Origin of the sequence: Rhizobium sp. YTUHZ044 (assembly GCF_051123975.1) — a bacterium.
GTDB lineage: Bacteria > Pseudomonadota > Alphaproteobacteria > Rhizobiales > Rhizobiaceae > Rhizobium.
This window is the reverse complement of the sequence record NZ_CP101426.1, coordinates 1,945,323-1,971,204: the sequence shown is the minus strand read 5'-3', so window position 1 is coordinate 1,971,204 and position 25,882 is coordinate 1,945,323. Positions and strand designations below refer to the sequence as shown.

General features: G+C 60.8%; 23 protein-coding genes and 1 pseudogene. 17 read left to right on the top strand and 7 right to left on the bottom strand.

The annotated features are described in order from the left end of the window. Positions 1 to 187: 187 nt before the first annotated feature. Entirely contained in the window at positions 188 to 868 is a 681-nt protein-coding gene (tmk, locus tag NL154_RS09810; RefSeq protein WP_210631316.1) for a dTMP kinase, read from the top strand. Further along, positions 861 to 1,883 carry a DNA polymerase III subunit delta' gene (locus tag NL154_RS09805; protein WP_434733969.1) on the top strand — a complete coding sequence of 341 codons (1,023 nt, stop codon included), beginning with the start codon at positions 861 to 863 and terminating at the stop codon, positions 1,881 to 1,883. The genes tmk and NL154_RS09805 overlap by 8 nt, the downstream gene beginning before the upstream one ends. 4 nt (positions 1,884 to 1,887) lie before the next feature. On the opposite strand, the gene NL154_RS09800 is transcribed toward NL154_RS09805, so the two are convergent. Beyond that, positions 1,888 to 2,676: a sulfite exporter TauE/SafE family protein gene (locus tag NL154_RS09800; protein ID WP_434733968.1), complete on the bottom strand. Its 789-nt coding sequence runs from the start codon at positions 2,674 to 2,676 to the stop codon at positions 1,888 to 1,890. Positions 2,677 to 2,908: 232 nt separating this feature from the next. On the opposite strand from NL154_RS09800, the gene metG reads away from it, so the two are divergent. Genes metG through NL154_RS09785 form a run of 3 tightly spaced genes read left to right on the top strand, consistent with a single transcriptional unit; the run spans position 2,909 to position 6,068 of the window. Then, positions 2,909 to 4,459, top strand: a complete 1,551-nt coding sequence (metG, locus tag NL154_RS09795; RefSeq protein WP_210631319.1) for a methionine--tRNA ligase — start codon at positions 2,909 to 2,911, stop codon at positions 4,457 to 4,459. Positions 4,460 to 4,463: 4 nt separating this feature from the next. Beyond that, positions 4,464 to 5,246: a TatD family hydrolase gene (locus NL154_RS09790; protein WP_210631320.1), complete on the top strand. Its 783-nt coding sequence runs from the start codon at positions 4,464 to 4,466 to the stop codon at positions 5,244 to 5,246. Between the two features lie 3 nt (positions 5,247 to 5,249). Then, positions 5,250 to 6,068, top strand: a complete 819-nt coding sequence (locus NL154_RS09785; protein WP_210631321.1) for an MBL fold metallo-hydrolase — start codon at positions 5,250 to 5,252, stop codon at positions 6,066 to 6,068. Between the two features lie 67 nt (positions 6,069 to 6,135). Here NL154_RS09785 and NL154_RS09780 read toward each other — a convergent pair whose 3' ends face one another. Further along, the gene (locus NL154_RS09780; protein ID WP_064802665.1) at positions 6,136 to 6,744 is read right to left on the bottom strand and encodes a TerC family protein; all 609 of its coding nucleotides are present in this window, start codon (positions 6,742 to 6,744) and stop codon (positions 6,136 to 6,138) included. A 257-nt stretch (positions 6,745 to 7,001) separates the two neighbouring features. On the opposite strand from NL154_RS09780, the gene NL154_RS09775 reads away from it, so the two are divergent. From NL154_RS09775 to NL154_RS09760, 4 genes and pseudogenes are all read left to right on the top strand, one after another. Beyond that, positions 7,002 to 7,661 carry a hypothetical protein gene (locus NL154_RS09775; RefSeq protein WP_210631322.1) on the top strand — a complete coding sequence of 220 codons (660 nt, stop codon included), beginning with the start codon at positions 7,002 to 7,004 and terminating at the stop codon, positions 7,659 to 7,661. Between the two features lie 63 nt (positions 7,662 to 7,724). Then, a complete protein-coding gene (locus tag NL154_RS09770; protein WP_210631323.1) occupies positions 7,725 to 8,105 on the top strand; it encodes a hypothetical protein in 381 nt (126 codons plus the stop codon). A 334-nt stretch (positions 8,106 to 8,439) separates the two neighbouring features. Then, positions 8,440 to 10,593 (top strand): mechanosensitive ion channel family protein, encoded by a 2,154-nt coding sequence (locus NL154_RS09765; RefSeq protein WP_434733967.1) that lies wholly within the window; start codon positions 8,440 to 8,442, stop codon positions 10,591 to 10,593. Positions 10,594 to 10,990: 397 nt separating this feature from the next. Further along, a pseudogene (locus NL154_RS09760) lies at positions 10,991 to 11,168 on the top strand (RHE_PE00001 family protein); the annotation flags it as partial. A gap of 253 nt (positions 11,169 to 11,421) precedes the next feature. On the opposite strand, the gene NL154_RS09755 reads toward NL154_RS09760, so the two are convergent. Genes NL154_RS09755 through NL154_RS09740 form a run of 4 tightly spaced genes read right to left on the bottom strand, consistent with a single transcriptional unit; the run spans position 11,422 to position 13,853 of the window. After that, complete coding sequence (locus NL154_RS09755; protein ID WP_434733966.1) at positions 11,422 to 11,733, bottom strand: PRC-barrel domain-containing protein; 312 nt, start codon at positions 11,731 to 11,733, stop codon at positions 11,422 to 11,424. Continuing rightward, positions 11,730 to 12,095, bottom strand: a complete 366-nt coding sequence (locus NL154_RS09750) for a hypothetical protein (protein WP_434733965.1) — start codon at positions 12,093 to 12,095, stop codon at positions 11,730 to 11,732. The genes NL154_RS09755 and NL154_RS09750 overlap by 4 nt, the downstream gene beginning before the upstream one ends. Before the next feature lies 1 nt (position 12,096). After that, positions 12,097 to 13,314 (bottom strand): Nramp family divalent metal transporter, encoded by a 1,218-nt coding sequence (locus NL154_RS09745; RefSeq protein ID WP_434733964.1) that lies wholly within the window; start codon positions 13,312 to 13,314, stop codon positions 12,097 to 12,099. Further along, positions 13,311 to 13,853, bottom strand: a complete 543-nt coding sequence (locus tag NL154_RS09740) for a hypothetical protein (RefSeq protein WP_210631328.1) — start codon at positions 13,851 to 13,853, stop codon at positions 13,311 to 13,313. Before NL154_RS09740 ends, NL154_RS09745 begins: the two co-directional genes overlap by 4 nt. Positions 13,854 to 14,143: 290 nt before the next feature. Between NL154_RS09740 and NL154_RS09735 the strand changes: the two genes are divergently transcribed. The 4 genes from NL154_RS09735 (at position 14,144) to NL154_RS09720 (ending at position 22,368) form a co-directional block, all read left to right on the top strand. Further along, complete coding sequence (locus NL154_RS09735; RefSeq protein WP_434733963.1) at positions 14,144 to 15,571, top strand: ISNCY family transposase; 1,428 nt, start codon at positions 14,144 to 14,146, stop codon at positions 15,569 to 15,571. A 422-nt stretch (positions 15,572 to 15,993) separates the two neighbouring features. After that, positions 15,994 to 18,249 (top strand): bifunctional diguanylate cyclase/phosphodiesterase, encoded by a 2,256-nt coding sequence (locus NL154_RS09730; protein WP_434733962.1) that lies wholly within the window; start codon positions 15,994 to 15,996, stop codon positions 18,247 to 18,249. Positions 18,250 to 18,374: 125 nt separating this feature from the next. Next, positions 18,375 to 21,620: an adenylate/guanylate cyclase domain-containing protein gene (locus NL154_RS09725; RefSeq protein WP_434734161.1), complete on the top strand. Its 3,246-nt coding sequence runs from the start codon at positions 18,375 to 18,377 to the stop codon at positions 21,618 to 21,620. Positions 21,621 to 21,687: 67 nt separating this feature from the next. Continuing rightward, a complete protein-coding gene (locus NL154_RS09720; RefSeq protein ID WP_210631331.1) occupies positions 21,688 to 22,368 on the top strand; it encodes a peroxiredoxin-like family protein in 681 nt (226 codons plus the stop codon). A gap of 12 nt (positions 22,369 to 22,380) precedes the next feature. Here NL154_RS09720 and NL154_RS09715 read toward each other — a convergent pair whose 3' ends face one another. Beyond that, entirely contained in the window at positions 22,381 to 22,935 is a 555-nt protein-coding gene (locus NL154_RS09715; protein ID WP_210631332.1) for a cytochrome c, read from the bottom strand. Positions 22,936 to 23,095: 160 nt separating this feature from the next. Between NL154_RS09715 and NL154_RS09710 the strand changes: the two genes are divergently transcribed. The 4 genes from NL154_RS09710 (at position 23,096) to NL154_RS09695 (ending at position 25,881) form a co-directional block, all read left to right on the top strand. Further along, positions 23,096 to 23,590 (top strand): cytochrome b, encoded by a 495-nt coding sequence (locus tag NL154_RS09710; RefSeq protein ID WP_210631333.1) that lies wholly within the window; start codon positions 23,096 to 23,098, stop codon positions 23,588 to 23,590. Positions 23,591 to 23,703: 113 nt separating this feature from the next. After that, positions 23,704 to 24,102 (top strand): hypothetical protein, encoded by a 399-nt coding sequence (locus NL154_RS09705; RefSeq protein ID WP_247241736.1) that lies wholly within the window; start codon positions 23,704 to 23,706, stop codon positions 24,100 to 24,102. Positions 24,103 to 24,193: 91 nt separating this feature from the next. After that, positions 24,194 to 24,421 carry a hypothetical protein gene (locus NL154_RS09700; protein WP_210631335.1) on the top strand — a complete coding sequence of 76 codons (228 nt, stop codon included), beginning with the start codon at positions 24,194 to 24,196 and terminating at the stop codon, positions 24,419 to 24,421. Beyond that, positions 24,418 to 25,881, top strand: coding sequence for a TolC family protein (locus NL154_RS09695; RefSeq protein WP_434733961.1), 1,464 nt, complete (start codon positions 24,418 to 24,420; stop codon positions 25,879 to 25,881). Before NL154_RS09700 ends, NL154_RS09695 begins: the two co-directional genes overlap by 4 nt. Position 25,882 lies beyond the last annotated feature (1 nt).

The following is a 25,882-nucleotide window of genomic DNA, read 5'->3' as shown; positions in this document are numbered from 1 at the left end:
GCTTCCTTTCCCGCATACCGTTGCCGCACAGTCATGTTCCAGACTTGAATGCCTGACCTTCTGATACAATTTGCCGGGGAAGGTGATTGTGTCGCCGACGCGAAAGGTTTTCCTTCCCGATGTCTTCGGATAGATAGAAGAGGCGGGGCGCCCGTGCGTGCGGCGTCCGGAATGCGGGAAGTTGTCATTGTCATCCGGTACGGGACTGTTCGTTACGTTTGAGGGCGGGGAAGGCGCGGGGAAATCGACGCAGATCCGCCGCCTCGCCGAGGCGTTGAAAGGCGAAGGGCATGAAGTGCTGGTGACACGGGAACCGGGCGGATCGCCGGGCGCGGAGGCCGTCCGCCACGTGCTTCTGTCGGGCGCTGCCGAGGCCTTCGGCACCCGGATGGAGGCCATCCTCTTTGCGGCAGCCCGCAACGATCACGTCGAAGAGGTGATCCGGCCGGCCCTGACGTCAGGCAAGATCGTGCTCTGCGACCGCTTCATGGATTCCTCGCGTGTCTACCAGGGCATCACCGGCAATCTCGAGCCCGATTTCATCGAGACGCTGCAGCGGATCGCCATCAACGGCGTCATGCCGGATTGCACCTTGATACTGGATATTCCCGCGAAGATCGGCCTGGAGCGGGCGCAGAAACGCAGCGCTTCGGAAGGTCCCGATCGCTTCGAAAAGGAGCGGCTCGAAACGCACGAAAAACGACGCGAAGCCTTTCTCGATATCGCCGCCCACGAGCCGGAGCGCTGCCACGTGGTCGACGCCATGCAGACGGAAGAGGCGATCGCCGCCGAAATCCTGGCGATCGTCAAGCGGCTGATGTCGCCCCCAGACCGCGCTCGGATGCCGGAAGCAGCCCATTATGAGTGAAGATCGGCCGGGACTGCTGGACGGCGCCATCTGGCCCGCCGAAAATACCAGGCTGTTTGGCCATGAGGAGGCGGAATCCTTCCTTGCCCAGTCCTACCGATCCGGCAAGGGCCATCACGCCATCCTGATCGAAGGGCCGGAGGGCATCGGTAAGGCGACGCTCGCCTTCCGCTTCGCCAACCACGTGCTCTCGCATCCCGATCCCGACGCGGCGCCGGAGAAGATCGCCGATCCGGATCCCGCCTCGGCGGTCAGCCGGCAGATCGCCTCCGGCGCCTCGCACAACCTCCTGCATCTCGCCCGGCCGGTGGACGAAAAGACGGGCAGGGTGAAATCGGCGATCACCGTCGACGAGGTGCGCCGCGCCGGCAAGTTCTTTTCGCAGACCTCAGGCACCGGCAACTGGCGAATCGTCATCATCGACCCGGCTGACGACATGAACCGCAATGCGGCCAATGCCATTCTGAAGATCCTCGAGGAGCCGCCGAAGCGGGCGCTGTTTCTGGTGCTTTCGCACGCACCCGGGCGGTTGTTGCCGACGATCCGCTCGCGCTGCCTGCCGCTGAAACTAGCGCCGCTTGCCGACGAAGGACTCGTTGCCGCCCTTGCCCATCTCGGCATAGCAGGCGAGGGCAGTGTGCTTTCGGCGGCCAAGGGCAGCGTCGGCGAAGCCTTGAAGCTCTTGAACTATGGCGGCAGCGAAATCATCGCCGGTTATGACGAGGTGCTTTCCGCCGAGGGGCCAGCCGCCCGCAAGGCGATGCACCGGCTGGCCGAGGCGCTCTCGGGCAAGGAAAGCGATACGATTTTCGATTTCTTCGTCAGTCACGTCGGCGACGACATCATGAGCCGCGCTCGCGCGGCGGCAGGCGAGGGACATATCGCCACGGCCGAACGGCTGGCACGGCTCTACTCGGAGGTTACCGAGCGACTTACCGTCTCCGATGCCTATAATCTCGACCGCAAGCAGACGATCATCAGTATCCTCGCCGATATCAAGCAGCCAAGATTCTAGCGGATCAGCTGGCCAGCAGCTTCCACGCGACGAGCGCAAGGGTGACGGCTAAGACAATGCGAATGATGCGTTCGTGCAGCCTCGGCGCCAGAAGACTTCCCAGAATGATGCCGGGTATCGAGCCGACGAGCAGGGCAAGGAGCATCGCCCAGTCGATCTCACCAATCAGCCAATAGCCGGTGCCGCCGATCAGGGTCAGGGGTACGGCGTGGACGATATCGGAGCCAACGATCTCGCGCACATCAAGCCTCGGATAGAGCACGAGCAGGATCGTCACACCGAGCGCACCGGCGCCAACCGAAGTCAAGGTGACAAGCACGCCGAGACAGAATCCGAGAATGACGGTGAGGGCAAGAATGGTCGTCGGCCGCGGCGGGTTGCGTCCGCCGATGGCGCGGCGCGCCAATTGAAGGATCGGGCCACGAAAGATCAGCATGATCGCAGTCATGACGAGAAGCCAACCGAGGGCTGATGTAATGGTGTTGGTCACGCCGATGCTCTTGCGATCGACACCTGCCAGCAGCCAGAGCATCAGCAAGGCGGCCGGGACGCTACCGGCGGCGAGACTGCCGACGATCTTCCAGTTGACGCGCCCATGCATGCCGTGAACGGCGGTGCCCGCCGTCTTGGTGATCGCCGCATAGAGAAGATCGGTGCCGACGGCAGTTGCCGGATGGACGCCGAAGAGCAGCACCAGCAGGGGTGTCATCAACGAGCCGCCGCCAACGCCGGTAATGCCGACGAGGGCGCCTACAAACAGTCCCGAAATTGAATAGAGAGGCTCGAATGTCAAGCAAGCGCCTCCGACGGCGCCTGGCCACGGGGATTGTGGTAGGTGAAAACTGGCACTTCGTTCGGTCCCGCCTCTCTTTGTGACGACCGGTAAATTGCGTGCGGGGTGGAGTCAAGCTCACGACCACGTGTCCCGGAAATCATGGACGGCAGCGAAACTTGATGTTTCGCTTGACGGTGACATGCGCTAAGAGCGGCTGACCATTGATAGAATAAGCCGGACCTTGGCCGCCATGACAGACAAAAAACCCTTCTACATCACCACCGCGATTTCCTATCCGAACGGCAAGCCGCATATCGGCCACGCCTATGAACTGATCGCGACCGATGCAATGGCGCGCTACCAGCGCCTGGACGGCAGGGATGTCTTCTTTCTGACGGGCACCGACGAACACGGCCAGAAGATGCAGCAGACGGCGCGCGCCGAGGGGATCTCCGCGCAGGCGCTCGCCGACCGCAACTCCGGCGAATTCGAGGCAATGGCGAAGCTGCTCAACGCCTCCAACGATGACTTCATCCGCACCACGCAGGAGCGTCATCACGAGACGTCGCGGAATATCTGGAAGCTGATGGCCGACAATGGCGACATCTACAAGGACAGCTATGCCGGCTGGTATTCGGTGCGCGACGAGGCCTATTACCAGGAAAGCGAGACGGATCTGCGCGCCGACGGCGTGCGTTACGGCCCGCAAGGCACGCCCGTCGAGTGGGTGGAAGAGGCAAGCTATTTCTTCAAGCTCTCCGAATACCAAGACAGGCTGCTTGCCCACTACGAGGCCAATCCCGATTTCATCGGTCCGGCCGAACGCCGCAACGAGGTGATCTCCTTCGTCAAGTCGGGCCTCAAGGACCTGTCGGTCTCGCGCACGACCTTCGATTGGGGCATCAAGGTGCCGAACGACCCTGCGCATGTCATGTATGTCTGGGTGGACGCGCTGACCAACTACATAACGGCGACGGGCTATATCGAGGACAAGAATGGTCCGAGGGCGAAGTACTGGCCGGCCGATGTGCACATCATCGGCAAGGACATCATCCGCTTCCACGCGGTCTATTGGCCGGCCTTCCTGATGTCGGCGAAGCTGCCGCTGCCGAAACGCGTTTTCGCCCACGGCTTTCTGCTCAACAAGGGCGAGAAGATGTCGAAGTCGCTCGGCAACGTCGTCGATCCGGTCAATCTGGTGAACCATTTCGGCCTCGATCAGGTGCGCTACTTCTTCCTGCGCGAAGTCTCCTTCGGTCAGGACGGCAGCTATAGCGAAGAGGCGATCGGCACGCGCATCAATTCCGATCTCGCCAACGGCATCGGCAACCTCGCCAGCCGGTCGCTGTCGATGATCGTCAAGAATTGCGACGGCAAGATCCCGGAATGCGGGGCGCTGACCGACGAGGACAAGGCGATGCTGGCCCAGGCCGACGCGCTGCATGCATCGACGCGCGAGGACATGAGCAAGCAGCTCATCCATCGCGCGCTCGCCTCGATCATTGCAGTCGTTTCGGAGGCCGACCGCTATTTTGCCGGCCAGGCGCCCTGGGCGCTGAAGAAGACGGATCCGGCGCGGATGGGCACGGTGCTGTACGTCACGGCCGAGGTGGTGCGCCAGATCGCCATCCTGCTGCAGCCCTTCATGCCGGAATCGTCGGGCAAGCTGCTCAATCTCGTCGCCGCGCCTGGCGACAAGCGCGATTTCGCCGCGCTTGGCGAGGCTGGCCGTCTTGTTGCCGGGACGGCGCTCGAAGCGCCGACGCCGGTCTTCCCGCGCTATGTGGCTCCGGAGGCCTGAGGCCGTGCTGATCGATACCCATTGCCATCTCGATTTTGCCGACTTCGAAGCGGAGCGGGACGAAATTGTCACGCGCGCCCACCAAGCCGGCGTCAAGCAGATGGTGACTATTTCGACGCGCGTGCGCAAGCTCGACGGGCTGCTCGCCATCACCGAGAAATATCCGTCGGTATTCTGCTCCGTCGGCACGCATCCGAACAATGCCGGCGACGAGCTGGACATCCAGACCGAAGACCTGGTGCGCCTGGCGAAGGCGCATGAGAAAGTGGTGGCGATCGGCGAGGCGGGCCTCGATTATTTCTACGACACGCAGACACCTGAAGACCAGCAGACCGGCTTTCGCCGCCATATTGCCGCCGCTCGGGAAACCCAGCTTCCGCTGGTCATCCACAGCCGCAGCGCCGATGCCGACATGGCTGACATCCTGACCGAGGAAACGGGGAAGGGGGGCTTTCCCTTCATCCTGCATTGCTTCTCGGCAGGACCGGATCTGGCGCGCACTGGTGTCGAACTCGGCGGCTACATCTCTTTCTCCGGCATTCTGACCTTCCCGAAGTCGGAAGAGCTGCGTGAGATCGCCAAGACGATCCCGCATGAGCGGCTGCTGGTGGAAACGGACGCGCCCTATCTCGCGCCGAAGCGCTGGCGCGGCAAGCGCAATGAGCCGTCCTATGTCGTCAACACGGCCGAAGTGCTCGCCGAGACGATCGGCCTTTCCTATGCGGACACCGCACGGATCACGACGGAGAACGCTTTGCGCCTGTTCTCGAAAATGCCAAGGATTTAGCAGGTGCTCTATCGGCGGCGCTTCACCATTCTCGGCTGTTCGTCGTCACCGGGCGTGCCGCGTATCACTGGCGACTGGGGCGCTTGCAATCCCGACAACCCTAGGAATCGGCGCACACGCGCCTCGTTCATGGTGCAGCAATTCGCTCCTGATGGCGGTGTGACGACCGTCGTCATCGACACCGGGCCGGATTTTCGCGAGCAGATGATCAGGGCGGGAGCCGACCATGTCGATGCCGTGCTCTACAGCCATCCGCATGCCGATCATATCCATGGCATAGATGATCTGCGCGGCTATTTTCACAATACGCGCCGGCGAGTGCCGATCTACGCCGACCAATTTACGATGGACAGGCTGCGTGAAGCCTTCGGTTATTGCCTGGAGACGCCGCCGGGCAGCAACTATCCGCCGATCGTGCTGCCTGTCGTCATCGAAAATCTCAACGAACCCGTCGAAATCCGCGGCCCCGGCGGCAAGATCGATTTTTTTCCGCATATCCAGCAGCATGGCGATATCAATTCGCTCGGCTTCCGCATCGGCGATGTAGCCTATTGCAGCGATATCAGCGATTTCCCGCCCCAGACCGTCGAGAAACTGCAAAATCTCGATGTGCTGATCATCGACGCCCTGCAGTACACCTATCATCCAAGCCATCTGTCGCTGGAACAGTCGCTCGACTGGATCGGCCGGCTGAAGCCGAAACGGGCGATTCTCACCCATATGCATACGCCGCTGGATTATGACGCGGTGATGGCGCAGACGCCGGACCACGTGGTGCCGGCGTTTGATCAGATGAGCTTCGAGACGGAGTTTTTCGCTTAACCCAGCGCTGCAGCGTGCTTACACGCGCGCGGCAGGATCGGGGACTGAGCCCCGACCCTGGCACAGGTCACTGCATATAGGGAAGGACCTCGACGGCGCCGCGGTAGATCATGTCGAGCGAGACGTAGAGGATGATCAGCAGACCAATATAAGCGATCCAGCGATGGCGGCCGAGCAGCCGGGCGATCAGGTTTGCGGCAATACCCATCAGTGCGATTGACAGGGCGAGGCCGATGACCAGGACGCTCGGATGTTCGCGCGCAGCACCGGCAACGGCGAGCACGTTGTCGAGCGACATCGAAACGTCGGCAATGACGATCTGGGTTGCCGCCTGGAAGAAGGTCTTTTTCGGCGCGCCTTCGCCGCTTTCCGCTACGCGATCCTCGTTATGGCCGTCGCGAAGCTCGCGCCACATCTTCCAGCAGACCCAAAGCAGCAGCAGACCGCCGGCCAGCAGCAGGCCGACGATCGCCAGCAGATAGACGGCGACACTGGCAAAGAGAATACGCAGGACCGTTGCGGCAAGAATGCCGACGATGATCGCCTTGCGCCGTTGCGTGGCCTCGAGGCCGGCAGCGGCAAGACCGATGACCACAGCGTTGTCGCCGGCGAGAACAAGGTCGATAGCAATGACCTGCAGCAAAGCCGTCAGACCGGCTGCCGTGAAGATGTCCATATGAAATGTCCCCAATGCGTCGAAAGCCGTGCTAGCGTCTCGATGGTTTGACGTCAACCGCCGAAGGCTGCAACAGACGGTGCGATTCACCGCCTGGTGTATCTGAAAAAGGACAGGCGGCAACGTTATGGAACTGCCATGGAATGCCGCCGATCCGTCCCACTGCCGTGGAACATTCATCTCGGCTGCCGGTTCTTCAAGTCAGAAACCAGGCGTCGGGTCCGACGGCTGGAACAAGACATCGAGAGGAGCGTTCCGTGAGCAACATTCACCACGATACGAACCCGGGTTCTTCAGGCCCGATGGGCGGCGGCAGTCTTACCGCATTTTTCGACAGCCGGAACGAAGCCGAATCTGCGATCTCCCGTCTCGAGGACGCAGGTGTGCCGGTCGCGAGGATCAGATTGATGCCGGGCTATGAAGCGGATGGAAGGAATGCCGGCGCCATAAGCGACGACCGCAGCGGCTTCTTCGACGCGCTGGCCGACTTCTTCTTCCCGGATGAAGATCGCGCGATGTATGCAGAAGGGCTGCGGCGAGGCGGCTTCCTGGTTCAAGTCAACGATATCGATGACGCGCTCTATGAGACCGTTCACGATATTCTCGACGATGAGGGCAGCATCGACATTGATGAGCGGGCAGATCTCTGGTTATCGGAAAGCGGCCGCGAAGGCGGATCCAATACCGGTTTTGCCGGCACAGCCCGAGGCGGCAGAGCCGCGGACGACCTGGCCGTGTCCGAAAGCGCGTTCGAAGATGAAACGCGACCGGTCGCGATGCGCGACACCACGCATGGAAGCGCCAAGGTCCGCGCCTATACCTCTCCCGGGGTCGGCTCGCCATCAACCGATGCCGATCGGCAAACGCAGACGCAAGGCGGATCGAACCAGAGTCAGGGATTCCGACGCGATCACTGATGTCCAGTTCCAGGCATGAGAGCCGGCGACGTTCGCTCTAGCTCATATTCGAAGGAGACGTCCATGCAATCCTCCATCAATCGTGACGGTTTCTTTCCGCCGGATCCCGATGAGTTGGTCGCGGAAGGCGAGCCGCCCTTTGCCGATGCCGCCAGCGCAACCGCGCGTGAGAAGGCCGAGCACGATCTCGACCTCCTGCAGCACGAAGTGAGGCTGTTGCGCGCCCGGCTCGGCATTTTGCGCGAAGATGCGGAATCGGCGCTGAAAGCCCAGGCAAACCTGATAGACGCAAGCGCCCATGTCCAGCTCGGCAGCTATCCCTGGGCAAAGCTCGCCTTGGCCACGGGCGCGGCGTTCATTGCCGCCAGAATCGTTCGCAGCCTTCCGTTCGGCGTTTTGCTGGCCGGATTTGCCGGCCACCTCTCCGAGACGAGACGGTGGTGAATGGCTGACCATCAGATACGCTCGGTCATCCGACAACTCGGAGAGAGCGATTTGCGGCCCGCGATCCGACTGCGGGCCGCACTTCGCAGCTGTTGCCCCAGATTCATTTCTGACATTACCAACCGTCGCCGGCACTGTGCCGCAGGGAGTCTGCAGGCCGGGGAGGGCGCCCCGATGATACGTCACCGAGACAAGGATCGGCAATGATCGTAGCTGGGCAACGATCAGCCTGCCTCGGCCAGACTGGTTCGTCGATTGACGTTGATGGCGTGACACTTCACAAAGTGCCAAGCCTCTACAGCACAAGCGGCACCGTCCCGGGGAACACGATCACATGCGCAGCAACGACGACCGCCACCGCTTGCGGAAGATATTCACAATCCTGACGGTCGGGTTTTCCACGCTGCTGCCAATCGGTATTAATCCTGCTTCCTCGGCCGAGTCATCCGGATCCTCAGCGCCGATCCGCGTCATCATCGAATTGCCAAATGACGATTCCGGTCGCGCTCTGGTCGATCGGATCGTTCCCGGCAATCAGGAGCCCACGCGGCCAGTCGCCGTCTCACCGGCGCCAGCACCGCCGTCGATCGCGACCTCACTGCAGGATTTGCGCCAGCGCTTGCTCTCGCTCGTCAACGCAGTTCCAACCCTTCCGGGACAGATCCAGGCGGCGATCCGGCTCTTCCAGACAGACAATCGTATAGACCCTGTCGGTCTGATGCTGGCGGTCACACTCTTCGTAGCTGGCGGATTTCTCGCGCAGCGCATCGCCTGGTGGTCGGGGCGAGGGCTTCTTCATTTTATACTGACCGCACCTGCCGACACGGTCCGGCAGCGGATCAAACTGCACGCCGGGCGGCTGTCAATGGGGCTTCTCGCATTGATCGGCTACCTCATCGGAAGCCTCGGCGCCTTTATCCTTTTTCCATGGCCCGCTGTGTTTCGCGATGTTGCGCTCATTCTGCTGTCAGCTGCGCTCATGGTGCGCCTCGGCGTGCTGGCGGGCCGCATCGTGATCGCGCCGGGCGCCCGCCTGCCGCATATGCGGCTTGTGACCCTTGTGACGTCGCTTGCGTGGTTCTGGTACTACTGGCTCCTTGCAACGGCCGCGCTGTTAGCAACCGGCTGGGCCACCATCGAAGTGATTCAGACGATCGGGGCTTCAGCCATATTGGTCGATCTTTTTACAGCGGCATGGCTCGTGGTCGTCTCGATCGCGCTGATCGCGATGATTTGGCTGCGGCAGTTTCGTTCCGACGGGCCGCCGGTGAACCGGCTGATCAGCGTCGGCTTCAGCGCAGGCATCATTCTCTCGTGGCTGTTATGGGTGTCGGGACTGCGTGCTGCATTCTGGACGGTAATCGTCATTGCGCTTCTGCCGCTGACGGTATCGGTAGCGCGCGATATCACTCGCCGCATCATTATAAATTCGCAGGATGAGCGTGCGGTGGAGGATCCGGCCATCTTGGGATGGTCGGTCGTTATCATGCAGACGTTGCGCAACGGCCTTATCGTGGTTGCCGCGCTGCTCATCGCCCGCTCGTGGGATGTCAATCTCGGTGATCTTGCCGCAGCCGAAACGATGACCACACGTCTGATCCGCGCGGGAATCCGAATCGTGATCGTCTTGCTGGTGACCGACGTCATCTGGAAGCTCGTCAGCACTCTGATCGACACGCAGATGGAAGTGGCGTCGAGAAGCGTGAATGCAGGCCATCAGGAGGGGCCAGAGGCGCGCCGGCGTCAGCGGTTGAATACGCTTCTTCCCATTCTTCGCAACGTGCTGTTCCTCGCGATCGGCGCTGTCGGCTTTCTGATGATCCTGGATGCTGTCGGCATCCAGATCGGGCCGCTGCTTGCGGGCGCCGGTGTCGTCGGCATAGCCGTCGGCTTCGGTGCGCAAACGCTCGTCAAGGACATTATCTCCGGTGTCTTTTATCTGTTCGACGATGCCTTTCGGATTGGAGAATATATCCAGGCGGCAAAATACAAAGGTACTGTCGAAGGATTTTCGTTGCGATCGATCCGCTTGCGACACCACCGCGGTCCTGTCACCATCGTTCCATTCGGCGAACTCGGCGCGGTGCAAAATCTGAGCCGCGACTGGGTCATCGACATCATCACGCTTACACTGAACTACGACAGCGACCTCGAGGAGGTTCGCAAGACCATCAAGCGCATCGGCGTCGAGCTTCTGGACGATGCTGAGCTCGGGCCCCACATCATCGAGCCCTTGAAAATGCAGGGCATCGAGCAGATGGCGGACTATGGCGTGCAGATAAGGCTGAAATTCATGGCAAAACCGGGCGAACAGTTTGGCGTCCGCCGAAAGGCGCTTGCCATGCTGAAGAAGACCTTCGCCGAAAAGGGCATCCAGTTTGCAACACCGACGGTACATGTCTCCGGCGGAACGGCCGATGCAGCGTCATCCGCTGCCGCGTCGGAGCTGCAGAGACCACCAAAACCCGTCTTGCCGATTGAGGAGTGACAACCCGCAATTGGGCTCCATCCCCTTGACCGACGGCGCTATATTGCTGATTGAATATGTCGAGAAGGTCTGCCCCTGGCGATCCCAATTGGCACCGGAGCAACTTGGACGCTGACAATCGGATGCTGACAGTCACGTCTACATTCAGCTACGTCCTCAAGCGGCAATGGTGTCGAGCGTTTCGGCGCGGCGGGCGATAGCATCTGAGGCAGCGTTTTCGGGCAAGGATGTCCAAAAGTGCCTCCTGAAGGCGAAAGCGGGTTGGCGAAACGGCTGTCTTGGCCGTCCACTCGCTCGTTTTCGCTGATTTGCGCGCTGAAATCAGTCACTTCCGATAAGTACTGCTTATCGGAAAGCCAGGAGCAACCTGGAGCATCATAGGTAGTGACGAACTGCCATCCAGAACCTTCTGCGACCAATCTCGGACGCCGGCATCGCGCTGGCCCGTCTCGACGAGCGGGTTGCACGGCGCCACCAAAGATACTCGCACCCCGACCCACGAGCTGACCATCGCCCGCGACGTTCTGAAAACCCGCCGACGCATTGCAGCGCAGCCGTCCGGCTGGGCGCTGTCGGCGGCATCTCCTGGGGATGTACGGTGTCGAGTAACGCGAAATTACATCGCCACATCTTCGCCAGATGTCGGCTCCCGACCTCGGCCCGAGGCGCCTTCTCAAGATCATGTTCGACGCCGCCGTCGCAGCGGCGGACCTGATCGAGGGAATCCGTCGGCATCTCCCAGCGACGAAGCGATTCCGGTGGAGGCACGGTGGTGTTAGTCCGAGGAGCCGTAACGGGGTGAGGGGTGCGGCAGCTGGATAGGTGGCTTCAGTTGAGCGTCTGCAGGGTGGTCTCCCTGCACGTCACTCGCAAGTGCCCGAGATCTCCCATATCGAGCTTGTCCCATGGAACCGCTTTTTTGCTGCCGGATTTTTCCGCCCCTATCGCGGTCAGTACCGCGCGACCGATGGCAAGCGCCGACAGCCGCTCAAAGAAACTGTAGGCGCCGAGGTGATATTCGACGACATAGAGGTCCGCGCCGCGCGCTTCAGCCTTGACCTCTTCCACACGGCCAACGGCCTTGCCATCAACGTCGTAGACCTGTTTTCCCAGCAGCAGTTCGAGTCGAACCTCGTTCATGATTGCCCTCCCGGGATCCACATAACAATGTGGCGCTTCAGCCAATCCTGACACTGCTCCAATGGCGTCTCGCGACGATCCACATTCACTTCGATGTCGATCCCAACGTCTCTCACTTTTGCCCAGGGCACGCGGAAAGCCGTGATGTTATCATCTTTGCCAGCCGCTCGGTAAAGCCAAAGTAGGAAGCGATGCGGCCGGCGGCCCATCCGTCGCGACAGCGTCACACCGCCCATTTCGATGAACGCGACTTTGGGAGCGTCGCCGTCAGAAAGGCTGAGGACGACGCCGTCTGCCTTACCGATACGATTTTGTTCCTTGTCGACCATTTGCTTGTCAAGGACGTCGCGGATCAAAAGCATATTATCCTCCTAAGATCTGCAGGGGAAGGGTTATCAGGGCGACGATGAACGACAAGCCGATAATGACCAACACGGCGGTATTGCTGATCCATCCATTACGGTGCTTTCCAACAAAATTGCGATCGTTCATCAAAAACAGAAACGGAATCACGCCGAAGGGCAATGCCAACGCAGTGATCGCCATTGAAAAAATCGTCAGTTGCAGGGGATCGACGCCAACCGCGATCGGCAGGACTGCGATGCCGATGAAGCCTGTATAGACAAGCGCGAATGCCGGATCGGTGCGGGGCTTGGCATCTTCCGACCAATTCCAACCAAAACCCTGGGCAACCAGGTACGCCTGGCCAAGGCTTGCTTCGAGCGCGGCGCCAAAGCAGCTGATTCCGAGCGATGCGGCGAAAAGGTAAAAACCCCATTTTCCCAACGCTGGGGTCAATATCGGCGCAATCTGGTCATATCCTTGGATGTCGGTGATGCCGCGCGGCGGAAAGACGAGTGCCGCCACGATCAGGATTGACGCTGCAATGACGGCGCCAAAGCTCATCCCAACCGTCGCGATCACCCGATTAGCGCCAAGGAAGCTCTTATCCCACTTTTCCTCGATCGCGCCTGACGAGTAAAACAAGAACAGAAACGGGGCTATCACGGCTCCGAGAATGCTGACAGCAATGAAACCATAGTGCAGCGGCTCTTTTTCGGGCAGCGTCGGCACCAGCCCTTTTGCCACCTCCAGCCAGGGCGGATCCATGACAAACACACCCACCACGAAGCATACTGCCACCAAGCCCATGACGGCCACACCATCTTCGATCATGCCGAATGTGCCCTTCCAGAGCAGAAGCCATACGGTCAGGGCGACCGGCAATGCCCACCACTGAAAGCCGGCACCGCTAACAAACTGCAGTGCCAGCGCAATCCCACCAAGTTCTGAGGCGAGGACGAGCAGATTGACGATCGAGATTATCAACAAAGTGACCAGGAAGTAATTCGCTCCAAAACGTTCCCTCATACCATCGGCAACGGTGTGATGGCTTGCAATGGCAAATCGACCCGACATTTCAATCAGGAAAATCAGACAGACAGTGCCGACGACAATGGGCCAAAGCAGGCTGAACCCATAGGCCGCTCCCGCCTGGCTCGATGTTGCGATCTGGCCTGTTTCGATAAATCCCCCGACGCTGGTGACTATCCCCAGCGAAATCTGAAGTAGCTTTTTCATCCGCCGGCACCAGGGAGTTTACGCTGGTCGACCTCGTAGCGATGAAGCTCAACAAGATTTTGATGGGCCTGCTCGAAACGCCCATGTCCGATCTCGTCGTGCGCCGCGGCGATCAATCCATTGAGCCTGACGACAGCCGCTCTCGCTTGGTCATATCTCGGGGTTTGCGGCAGTTGCGATGAAAGATGCGATATTTCCCTGTGGCATCGTTGCACGGCAAGATCGGTGAAGCCTTCTGGAACACGTCCGCCAAGGCGGGCATCGAGGATCATCTCGGCGCTGGCGCTCCACATGAGGATTTCCTGCACTTGCCTGCGAGACTGCTCATCCTCGTTCGAACAGGAGACGAGTGACAGCAATAGAACCGTAGACAACGCTCTATTCGACCACCGCGAACTTCGTTTCAATGTTCTTCCTGGAGCGATGCGAACGTGACCTTGGCCTGCATGTGCCGTATCGCCGGGCAGTGCGACGTCGCGAGATTTCGGTGCTCGTCTGTCGCGAGGAGAGGAGGTGCGCGCCGGGAAAATCTGGGCCAAGATGCGCTCCGTGCGAAGAATGCGCCGAAATGACGGTTTGAGTTACCAATCAACCGTTTAAGATCATTTTAGTTCCGCCTCATGCGAGGGAGCGGTTCTGTTCGCATACATCATTCGGTTCCATAATCTACCTTATGCAATTTTGGTGTGTAGCGGCTATTTAGTAATGCGACAGTTGGGCCAGTTAGAGATGCGACAGTCTCGCCTCTCGACGTTCTGGTCAACGCCAACGTTGGGAGCAAGGATGACGACCTTCAGCCTGGTCGAGACCATGAGCGGTCGGAGTCGTGATGTCCTGTTTGATCACCATGTCGCAGAAAGAGTTGCATCGCCTCGAAGTCATTCAGAAGATCCGCGACCGGCGCCTGAGCATTATCCAGGCCGCCGAGTTGCTTGATCTCAGTCGAAGTCAGGTTCATCGGCTGCTGCGGGACTATGACCGTTTCGGTGAAGCCGGCCTGGTTTCGAAGAAGCGATCCCGACCGAGCAATCGGCGCCACAGCGAGGATTTTCGCAATGCGGCGCTGGATCTGATCCGCGAACGCTATCTGGATTTCGGTCCGACGCTGGCGCGCGAGAAGCTGATCGAACTGCATCAGATTTCGGTCGCCAAGGAGACGCTGCGCCAATGGATGACCGAGGCTGGCATCTGGATCTCGCGGCGCGAACGTAAGAAGCGGGTTTTCCAGCCGCGCGGCCGGCGGGATTGTCTCGGCGAGCTCGTCCAGATCGATGGCTCGCATCACTGGTGGTTCGAGAACCGCGGCCCCAAGTGCGCCCTGCTCGTCTACATCGACGATGCTACCGGCAAGCTCTTACATCTGCGGTTTGCCGGATCGGAGAACACGTTCGATTACTTGCATGCGACGAAGGCCTATCTGCAGCAATGGGGCAAGCCTCTGGCGTTCTACAGCGACAAGCATGGTGTCTTTCGTTCGATCCATGCGTCGGAGAAAGACCGGACGAGCGGCCTGACGCAGTTCGGGCGAGCGCTTTATGAGCTCAACATCGACATCATCTGCGCCAACACCCCGCAGGCCAAGGGACGCGTCGAACGAGCCAATCAGACGCTGCAGGATCGGCTGGTGAAGGAACTGCGGCTTCGCGGCATCGACACGATCGAGGCCGCAAACCTCTATGCACCGGCGTTTATCGAGGATTTCAATGTCCGTTTTGGCAAACCGCCGCGCAATCCGAAGGACATGCATCGTCCTGTGGCCGATCATGAGAACCTCGATGGTGCCATGTGCCGGAAGGAGGTCCGCACGCTGTCGCAGTCCCTGACGCTCCGCTACGACAAGGTCTTGTTCATTCTCGATCCGACGGAGCTTTCCAGGCCCCTGGCGGGTAAGAAGGTCGTCGTTTGCGACTACCCGGACGGCCGCCTCGAGATCATGCACGAGAGTTTTACCCTGCCCTACAGAACCTTCGACACATTGCGGTCGATCCACCGGCCGGAGGTCGTCGAGAACAAGCGTTTGGACGACATGCTTTCGATCGTCGCTGAGCTGCAGGCTGGACGGGAACTGCAGCGCAGTAAAAGCGGCCCTCGCCGCACCGGTCAGACGGATCATATGTTTGGGATACCGGATGGCAGCCAGGGAAATGGTTATCAGAAGTGTGGCCGCAAGCCCGGCCGGCGGACGGACTTCATGAACGATCCGGAGGTGATTGCCAAACGACAGAAGGCGCTGGCGCGGATGGAAGCTGCGGAATGAAGGGTGAGGGACATAGTCTCAAAGCTAAAGCCGAAGGGGTGCGTCCTACCCGCCCCCGCTCCTCCCTGCAATCCGGCCCAGCCGGTCGGATCGGGGGCTGACCGGCAGGGCCGGGACAGCCAGAGCGTCGCATTTCTAACTGGCCAGCGGCGCCGCATCTCTAATCAGCTTTGACAATCACCTGTAGCCGCAAAGTTAAAGTGTCCTGTTTCTGCAAAGTAAGAATGTCACTCTCCCCTGGTTTGATGACCTGGGAGATAGGCGGATGGGACTGATAGCGCCGCGCGGTGTGTCCCCAGCCCTGCAAAAATCTAGCCATTCGTGCATGCCGGACTGACGACATTCGAACCGTATTGGTCGGTTTAGCGTTGCCTTAAAGAAGCTGTGCAAGGATACGCTCTTACCACCACACCGGCGAGCTGATGACGTTTCGAAAAGACCCAGAGATAGCGCGCAGCCGCGCGGGCTGCCTAACCGGCCACGTGAGCGCGTTCGCGCCAGCGGTATTTGCGGCCATTATTGCAGTCATCGTCGTCTGGGTGGCAACGAATTGGCGGCTGGAGCGCTCTTTGGCCGATGAACGCTCGGTCGTTGCCGGCGAGCTTGCCACGATATCATCTCGGCTGCAGACGAACCTGAACAGCAATGTGAAACTGTTGCAAGGGCTGGCGGCGGGTATCTCCGTCGATCCCGCAATGGGTCAGAACGGGTTCTCCAAACTTGCAGCACGGATCCTGCAGCCCGATTCACAATTGCGAAGCTTCGCCGCGGCGCCGGACATGGTCGTCAGATGGGTTTATCCGGAAATGGAAAATGAAAGAGCCATCGGGCTCGACTACCGGAAGAATGAGAAGCAACGGGCTGCCGCGATGCTGGCGCGCAACACCCACAATATCGTCTTGACCGGCCCGGTGGAGCTTGTCCAAGGCGGAATGGCCTTCGTGGTCAGGTGCCCTGTCTATGTCACCGATGGAAATAGCCAGATCTTTTGGGGCCTTCTTTCCGGAATCATCGATATTCCAAGGCTTTACGGCGATAGCGGTCTTCGTTCGACCGACCTTGAGGTTGCCATCAGCACCGAACCGGAGCCGGAATCGCCCAAACAGGTTTTTCTCGGCAGCCTGGAGACCTTTCAAAGGCAACCGGTCGTGGCAAATGTGGATATGACCTACGGCCGATGGACCCTCGCCGCGCGTCCGAAGCATGGATGGGGTAGAAATAACGGGATCGGCGCCTTCGAGTTCTATGCAAGTTTATTGGCCTTCTGTGTCGTTGCCCCCATCGTCTGGGTCGGCTTTCTGACCAGGTCGCGCCAAAGGACCATCGAAAAACTTCGCCTGCACAAGAAGAAGCTCGTTCGCGCCCGTCAGCGCCTGGAATACCTCTCACTGCACGACGCACTGACGGGACTTCCCAATCGGCGGTTCGTCGACCAGATGATCTCGCAGCCGCCGCGGCCCGCTCCGGAAGATTGCCTGATCCTCATTCATATCGATCTTGACCGGTTTAAGGAGATCAACGACACGAAAGGCCATGCCGGCGGTGACATCGTCCTCCAGACCACGGCTTTGCGGCTCGCCGATTTGGCCGGCCCGAACGACGTCGCGGCCCGCATCGGTGGAGACGAGTTCATTTTCGCCAGCTGGAGCGCCAATCCGGAGCCTAAAGCAACCGAATCGGCCAGGCAGATTGTCGACGCGCTTCAGCGCAACATCTTTATCGATGGAGCAGCATATGTGGTCGGAGCAAGCGTCGGTGTCGCCTGGGAGGCTGAACCTTCTCGTCGGGACCTCAGCCAATTGCTTCTGAATGCCGATCTGGCTCTCTACGAGGCGAAGAAGGCGGGTCGTGGTCGCGCGGCCGTTTTCACGGAAGAGCTTCGCAGCGCCGCAATTCATTCGAAAGAACTGGCGGATGAATTCAATCAAGCGCTCGAACGCGACGAGTTTGTAGCGTTCTTCCAGCCGCAGTTCGACGCATCCACATTGGCAGTCGCAGGCGTCGAAGCCCTCGCCCGCTGGGACCATCCGCGAAGAGGTCTGCTCGGCCCGACCGAGTTTCTTGATGCTGCGGAAAGGCTCGGCCGTAGTGGCGACATGGATAAGCTGATCCTGCAAAAGGCACTCTTCGAGCTGACGAGATGGGACGGTTTGGGACTCCAAATCCCACGGGTCTCAGTGAATATCTCGGCGCGCCGACTGGCGCAGGCGAATCTCCTTGCCGAGCTTTCGGCGCTTCCCGCAGCGAGGGGGCGCCTGTGTTTCGAGCTGCTTGAAACAATCTCCTTCGACGAGCTTCAGCCCGCTCTCAATGAGGTGATTCCAGCAATCAAGGCGCTCGGCATAGAAATTGAAATTGACGATTTCGGCACGGAACATGCCAGTATCGTCAGCTTGCTTCGATTTGAACCCCGAAGGCTCAAGATCGATCGAGAGATTGTCAAGCCGATCGTCGCCTCGCCTTCTCAACGCCGTCTGGTCTCCTCGATTATCGAAATCGGCCGGTCACAGAACATCGACATCGTTGCCGAAGGAGTGGAGACAATGGAGCACGCGAAGATCCTGAAAGATTTCGGCTGCCATCTGCTGCAAGGTTACGCTCTGGCAAGGCCAATGACCTCGGAGCAACTGATCGAATTTTGCCGTCGGACGGATAAGGGAACCGCAGCAGGCCGATAAGGTTGGCCGGCGGCTGTTTGTGCTTGCGGGTCTTCGTCAGCAGGTTCATTCTTATCGCCGTTGAGAAGCCCGCCGGCAGCGGCCGATATCGCTGTCGCATATCGGGTTTTTGTGAGATGCCTGCGATGGAATGCGCCGGCTGCGGTTTCGATATTCAGAGCGGTTTTGCTTTCTGTCCGCGATGCGGCTCAAAGCAACCTCTCTCTTGCGCGGCCTGCGGCTATCCATGTCAGCCGGATTTTGCCTTCTGCCCGAGATGCGGCGCATCGATCTCAAGCAAGACCCAGCCCGCCGCGAAACCGGCCATCGAGACAGCACCGGGTGAAGCCGATAGCGATGCCGACCGGCGGCCGGTGACGGTGCTCTTTGCCGATCTCTGCGGGTTCACTTCACTAAGCGAGCAGATCGATCCTGAAGTCATGCGGGCGCTGCAGAACGAATTGTTCGAAGAGATGACCCGGGCGGTGGAAGCCTATGGCGGCTTCGTCGACAAATTTGTCGGCGATGCGCTTCTGGCGCTGTTCGGTGCGCCAGCCGCCCATGAGGACGACCCGGTGCGGGCGCTTGGCGCCGCACTTGATATGATCGACCGTGCCGCTACAGTCGGCAAACGCTGGCAATCGCGCGCCGGCGTGCCGCTGCGTCTGCATATCGGCATCAACAGCGGCCCTGTCGTCACCGGCGGTTTCGGCGCCGCCAGTGCGAAATCCTATTCCGTGACCGGCGACACGGTGAACACCGCGCAACGGCTGCAATCCATGGCCGGCGAAAACGATATTCTCGTCGGTCCGCTGACCTATCGCCTCACCCGCCACGCCTTTGCCTTCGACAGCCTCGGCGCGCAGGCCTTGCGCGGCAAGAGTGGAAACGTGCTCGTGCATCGGCTGACCGGGCTGCTGGAAGCGCCGCATAGGGCGCGCGGGCTCGAAAGTTTCGGCCTTCAGGCGCCGATGGTAGGACGGGACGCGGAATTGTCGCGCCTGCTGACCGGCCTCGACCTTGCCTGTGGCGGCGCCGCGCAGCTTGTCCGCCTGATCGGCGAAGCAGGAATCGGCAAATCGCGTCTGGCCAGCGAATTCGTCGGGGCCGCCGCCGATGCGGATCGTTTCCCCGGCCTTGCCATCCGCAGAGCCAGCTGTTCTCCCCTCGGCGAACAATCCTACGGCACGCTCGCCGCGGTCGTGCGGAGCGCCTACGGAATCGGCGAGCGCGACGATCCCGACAAGACACGGCAACTGCTGACAACAGGGTTCCGCGCCCTCGATCTCAGGCCTGACGACATCGAGGCGCTTTTGCCGCTCTTTCTGCATGTTCTCGGCTTCGGCGATCCCGATGGCGCGCTCCGGCACATCGAGCCGGAACAATTGCGGCGGCAGATCTTCTATGCGGTCCGCACCGTTTTCGAGCGGCGGCTGGCGCAAGGCCCTCTCCTTCTTGTCATCGAGGATCTCCACTGGGCGGATGCGGCCTCGCTGGAGGTGCTGCGCTTCATGATGGACCGGCTGGAGCGCAGCCGGCTGATGCTGCTCGCGATCTATCGGCCGACGTCGCAGACGGACCCGCTGGACTCCAATCGCGTCAGCGTCACCGTCCAGCGTCTCGGCCCCCTCCTCGCTGCCGATGGGCAGACGCTGCTTGCCGCCTTTTTTGGCGAGGGTCACGGCGAGCTGCCGGCGCCGATGCGCAAGCGCATCCTCGATCGCGCCGGCGGCAATCCGCTGTTCATCGAAGAAATCCTGCGCGGGCTGATCGACATGGGCACGCTGCACAATGACGGCCAGCGCTGGCATGTCGCGGCCGAAGACGCGGATGTCGATATACCGGTCAATCTGCAGGCCCTGTTACTTGCCCGCGTCGACCGGCTGCCGCAGGAGATCAGGCGTCTGGCGCAAGAGGCGGCGGTAGTCGGCCCGAAGTTCGATACCGCCCTGCTCCGCACCGTCGCGACCGACCCGGGCGGCATCGATGCGGCGCTGGATTATCTCTGCGATGCCAATATCATCGAGGAATTGCGCGGGCCGGACGCCGAGATAGCGCCGGGCTATCGCTTCAGCCAGACGCTGATGCACGATGTCATCTACCACAATCTGCTGCTGCAACGGCGCATGGAGCTTCACCGACGGATCGGCCGGGCGCTGGAACGCCAATATGGCGTGGCGCCGGATCGGGCGGAGCATCTGGCGCAGCTCGGCCATCATTTTAGCCTGACCACCGAAAAGGCCAAGGGCGCCAGCTATCTCATGGCGGCGGGCGATATGGCCCGCAAGATTTACGCCAATGACGATGCCATGCGTCTCTACCGTCAGGCTCTTGCTGCCTTTGCCGACGAGCCGGAGGCGACGCCGGAGCAATCGGCGCTGCTGGAGCGCCTTGGCGATCTCTGCGGTCCTGCCGGCCGGCGTGAGGCCGCCCTGAACCATTATCAGCGAGCACTTGCGACCCACCGCGTGAAAGATGATCGGATCTCCGTGGCGAGAATCTTGCGCAAGATCAGCCGCCTGCATCTCGATGCGGGACGTCGCGATCAGGCGGAGGCCCATTGCGCCGAAGCCGAAGCGATGATCGCGCCGATCGATGCGCCGGTCGAACATGCGCATCTCCTGCAGGAACGCGGCCACCTCGCCTTCCGCACCGGCGACCAGGCTGCTGCCGCCGAATGGGCGACACAGGCGCTGCAATGCCTGCAAACGCTGCCGATCGATGGAACGACGGAGGCCGGACGGGAGGCGGCGCGGGCGATGGCAGAGGCGCTGAACACCAAGGGTGCAGCGCTGGCGCGGCTCGGACGCCGCCGTGATGCCGTGCAGGAAGTGGAGCGCAGCCTTTCGGTCGCCGAAAAGGCCGATCTGCAAAGTGCCGCCTGCCGCGCCTATTCCAACCTCGGCGTTCTCTACACAATCGTCGATCCGGCCAACGCCATCAGAATCTGCCGGCGCGGGTTGGAGGTCGCCACTCGTATCGGCGATCTCGGCTTCCAGGCGCGTCTTCTCGCCAATCTCGCGGTCTCCTGCTGCACCTTCACCGATCGCTGCGGAGCGGAGGGCGTGCCGGCGGCGGAAAAGGCGGTGGAGATCGACCGGGCGCTCGATCAGCGCGACCATCTCTCCGTACCGCTGATCGTGCTCGGTCAGATACACCAATGTCATGGGCAGCCGAAGCTAGCTCGTAAGTATTACGAGGAAGCCCTTGAGGTTGCGAAGGAAATTGACGAGCCGCAACTGCTCTTTCCGTGTTATGATGGCTTGGCGACACTGAGCCTTGAACACGACGACATGGATGAAGCGGAACGGTATTTCGCGCTGGCGCAGGATGTGTGCATCCGCCACAAGCTCGACCCCGGCACATTCGTCGTCTTGCCGTTTCTCGACTGAAGGCTTCGTATCTAGCTCTGCATCAATTAGACCAGATAATTCAGAAACATACAGGGAGGAACTAACAATGCAGGAGAACCACGCCGATAAACCATTACAGCCTGGAGATCGCGCGCCCAACGTGGTGCTGGATGCGATCACCCGCCATGGCAAGATCGCCATCGATGATTTCCGCGGTCAGAAGCCGGTGCTCGTCGGCTTGTTTCGTGGCCTACACTGCCCCTTCTGCCGCCGGCAGATCGCCGCCATGGCCGAACTCACCGGTGCGTTGCAGGAGAAAGGCATCGACAGCCTGACAGTCGTCAATACGCCAATCGAGCGAGCGCGCCTCTATTTCCGCTACCACCCGCTTCCCAATTTACTGGCCGCCTCCGACCCCGAACGGGTATCGCACAGAGCCTTCGGCTTGCCGAATATCGAGTTCACCGAATCCGAGAACGAATGGCCGCACAAGGTCAGCATGAGCACGATGTCCTCAATGCGGATCGACATGCCGGGCGAGCTGCCGGAGCCCATGGATGTGATGGCGGCGATCGACTATCTCGACAAGGCCGACGGCTACGAATTCACGGAGGACGATACGCGGATGATCGCCACCGGCCATGGCCAGCTTGTCGGCGAATTCCTGCTCGACCGCGATGGCGTCGTGCGCTGGTGTTTCACGGAAGTCGAGGAAGGTGGCCGCAACTTGTTCGGCGGTCCCGCGCCTCGGGATGTGATGTCGGCGGCTTCGAATATGGCTGCTTGACACCAGTTGTGCTTATTGCGCCCTGAAGCGGGCGTGGCACGTCGTGCAGGTCTGCAGCATGAGGTGAAAGGCGTGCTCCGCCGGCATTGCCGACAGCTCCTGCTCGCTTCGGACGTGAGTGCCGAGCGGGCCGCTGCCCATGGCCTCTCCAGGCTTCATGCGCATGTCGGCAGGCATCGGTCCCGGATTATTCTGCGCAGCGGCGTCGAGCGCGATGGCGTAGTCGCGCAGGTCGTTTGCGATGCGGTCGAACCGCTCGCGCTCCTCAAGAATGTTCGGCCTGGCCTTTGATTGCGGGCTGGTCGCCTCGGATACGAAGTGTTCGGAAAGAACGACGCCGGATCTGTCGCGGATGGTGTCTGCTGCCCATCGGAACTCGGCTGCCTTGTAGCTCGCCGGATCCTTAAACATGCCGGAAATTGTCTTTGCCGCGGCGGCCATGGCCTTCATGTCCGCCTGCCGAAGCGCCACGACATCCTCGGCGGCCGGCGACGGGACTGTCGTCAAGAGAGCGGCTCCCATGGCAAGGAGCAGTCCAAAAGTCGTCACGAAAAAGGTCCGTCTCATAGAGTTATTTCCCAAGCCGACGTGATCCCGCTTCCACGCATATCCCTTCTCATCTGGGCAGCAAGAGGGCGGATACCCTCCCCGATGTTCTCGGCAATGGGCCGATGACGAAGCGTTAACCGCCGCCGAATAATCTGCGGCTCTGGCTCGGAGTGGATTAATGAGAGGCGGCTATTCGCTCGTTCAGATAGGGCTTCACTGGCTGGTCGCCTTCATGGTGCCGGTGCAGTATCTGACCGGCGGCAGCATCGAGAGAATTCATCATGCAGTCCACATGGGGATGACGCCGTCTGCGTGGGACGTCGTCCAGCATCAGCTCCACAACTACGCGGGGATCGGCATTGGCCTGCTGATGGGCGTGCGGCTCGTTCTCCGCATATTTCAGCCGCCCGAGCCTGCCGCGCCCGGCACATGGACCGGACGGATCGCCACGGCGCTTCATCACGTCTTCTACGCCGCAATCATCGGACAGGCCTGCATGGGGGGCGTCGCCAGCTATTTCTGGTTCGGAATCGCACACTACCATGTCGTGGGCTCGAAGATCATCCTGGCGATGGTGGCATTGCATCTTGCCGCAGCGGCCTGGCACACGCTGGTCGCCCGTGACGAGACAGTGGACCGGATGCTGCTGCCGCGGCCAGCAAAAAACGTCTAAGTGGCCAGCCTCAACCCCGCGGGATGCGTCATATTAAGGACTCATGTCGGCAATAGCTAGGTCCGCGATTGAAAACGGGCTGCATTACCTGTAGCTCTTCGGGAATGGCAAAGATGTACCGAATCACAGTGAGCATGTTGCTCGTTATGATGCGGCTGGTGATCGTTGTATCACTGGCCGGGTACTCGTTGGCGAACGCCAGTGCGGCGATGCATGGCTCAGCATTCCCGGAACTGCGCGTCGCCGCCGCAGAGATGATGCCGTCCCATGAAGGCCACGACTTGGCGGAAGCGGGCCACCACGACCATTCGCGCATCGATATGCCCGATGACGATGGAGGTCCATCGAAGCTCGTCAAGCAGGAATGCTGCAAGGATTTCTGCGGCGGCCTCGGCATCATTTGTGAAAGCCCCTACGTCGGTGGGCCAGTTGTAACCTCGATCCGGCAGTTCCTGGACGACCGCACGACCTTCGGCGAACAGCCGCCGCTCCACCGCCCTCCGAATATCTGAATAGAGACGCGCCCGCTCGATCGGGTCCATTCGGTCGCCGCCTGGCTTCGGGCGAGCGCCCGTAGGTTATCTCTTATTCGGAAATTTCATAATGAAACGCTCGTTTTTCGTGGTGGGGCTGCCGCTTGTCATCGGCGGCTGCGCATCCACGCTTCCTCCCGACGTGGTGGCATCTTCCGCCGCGATCGAACAGCCCTCGCCGCGCCCTATCGCATATCGGTCGCCGGTTTCGGGCTATGTTGGCAGGCAGCCCGTCGATCCCAAGCCGTGGCGTAGACAGAACGATCTGCAGTCTCCCGCGAAAGGAGACGCCTCATGATCGGCCTCAGAAAATTAACGTCCGTGCTGGCGGTCCCGCTGGTGCTGAGCGGTTGCGTCACGGGCGCCGAATATTCCAGCAAGCAAGCAGGGTTCGCTTCCGTTGCCGACAAGACCGCAATAGCGACGGCAAAGCAAACGGTTTGGATCCAGAACCAGGTTCAGGCGCGCTCTGTCGCCGCAGAGGTCAAAAATCTGCTCGCGCGACGGAGAATCCTCGACGTCGAGACGGCGGTTCAGATCGCCCTGCTCAACAATAAGGGCCTTCAGGCTGCCTACGCCGATCTCGGCGACAGTGCGGCCGATGCCTGGCAGTCGACCATGCTCATCAACCCGACAGTCTCCATCGGCACGACAGGCTTCGGCACACCTGGATTGGAGGCCTTCAAGACCATCGAGGGGATGATCACGACGAACATCCTGGCGCTTGCGACGAGGAACCGTGACGTGGCGATCGCCGACACCCGCTTCCGCCAGGCGCAACTGACCGCTGCCGTAAGAACGCTACAGGTCGCCGCCGAGACGCGGGGCGCCTGGATCGGGGCGGTGGCCGCCTGGGAGAATGTCGGGCAGCTGCAACGCGCCCAGGCGACGGCGGACGCTGCTTCCGAACTTGCGGAGAAACTTGGCGAGACTGGCGCGATGACCAAGGGCGCCCAGGCGCGCGAACATGTGTTCGTCGCCGAGCTCGCCGGCGAGACCGCGAAGGCGCGCCTCGCAGCTCGTCTCGCCAAGGAGGAACTGACACGGCTGATGGGTCTCTGGGGGGCCGACCTGGACTACCAGATTCCGAACAGCCTGCCGCCGCTGCCCAAGGCCGTCGCCCGACGCGATACGATCGAGGCCGAGGCTCTGAGGAACCGCATCGATCTTCAGGTGGCGAAGCTTGAGCTGGAGGCAACCGCAAGGTCGTACGGGCTCACCAAAGCGACGCGTTATGTCACCGATCTCGAGATCCTGACTGGCTTCGAAACGGAACGGGAAATCGAGGACGAGGAGAAGATCACCAGAACCACCGGCCAGGTCGATCTGGAGTTCGCGATCCCGATCTTCGACACCGGCAAGGCGCGGATGCGCAAGGCCGAGCTGGCCTATATGCGGGCGGCAAACCAGCTCGCGGAGAAGGCCGTCAACGTCCGCTCGGAAGCACGCTCGGCATACGAGGCCTATCGCTCGAACTACGACATCGCGCGGCACTACAGCAACAATGTCGTGCCGCTGCGCACCAAGGTCGAGGAGGAATCCCTCCTGACCTACAACGGCATGATCTCCAACACCTTCGAGCTGCTCACCGACACGCGCGACAAGATCAACTCCATCCTGCTCTCCGTCAACGCCAAGCGCGATTTCTGGCTCGCCGAAGCCAACCTTGCGCCTGCGATTTACGGCGGCGGCGCGACCAGCGCGCCGGCAGAGACCGAAGTCGCCGCTGCTTCCGGCAGCAGCGGCGGCGGCCATTGAG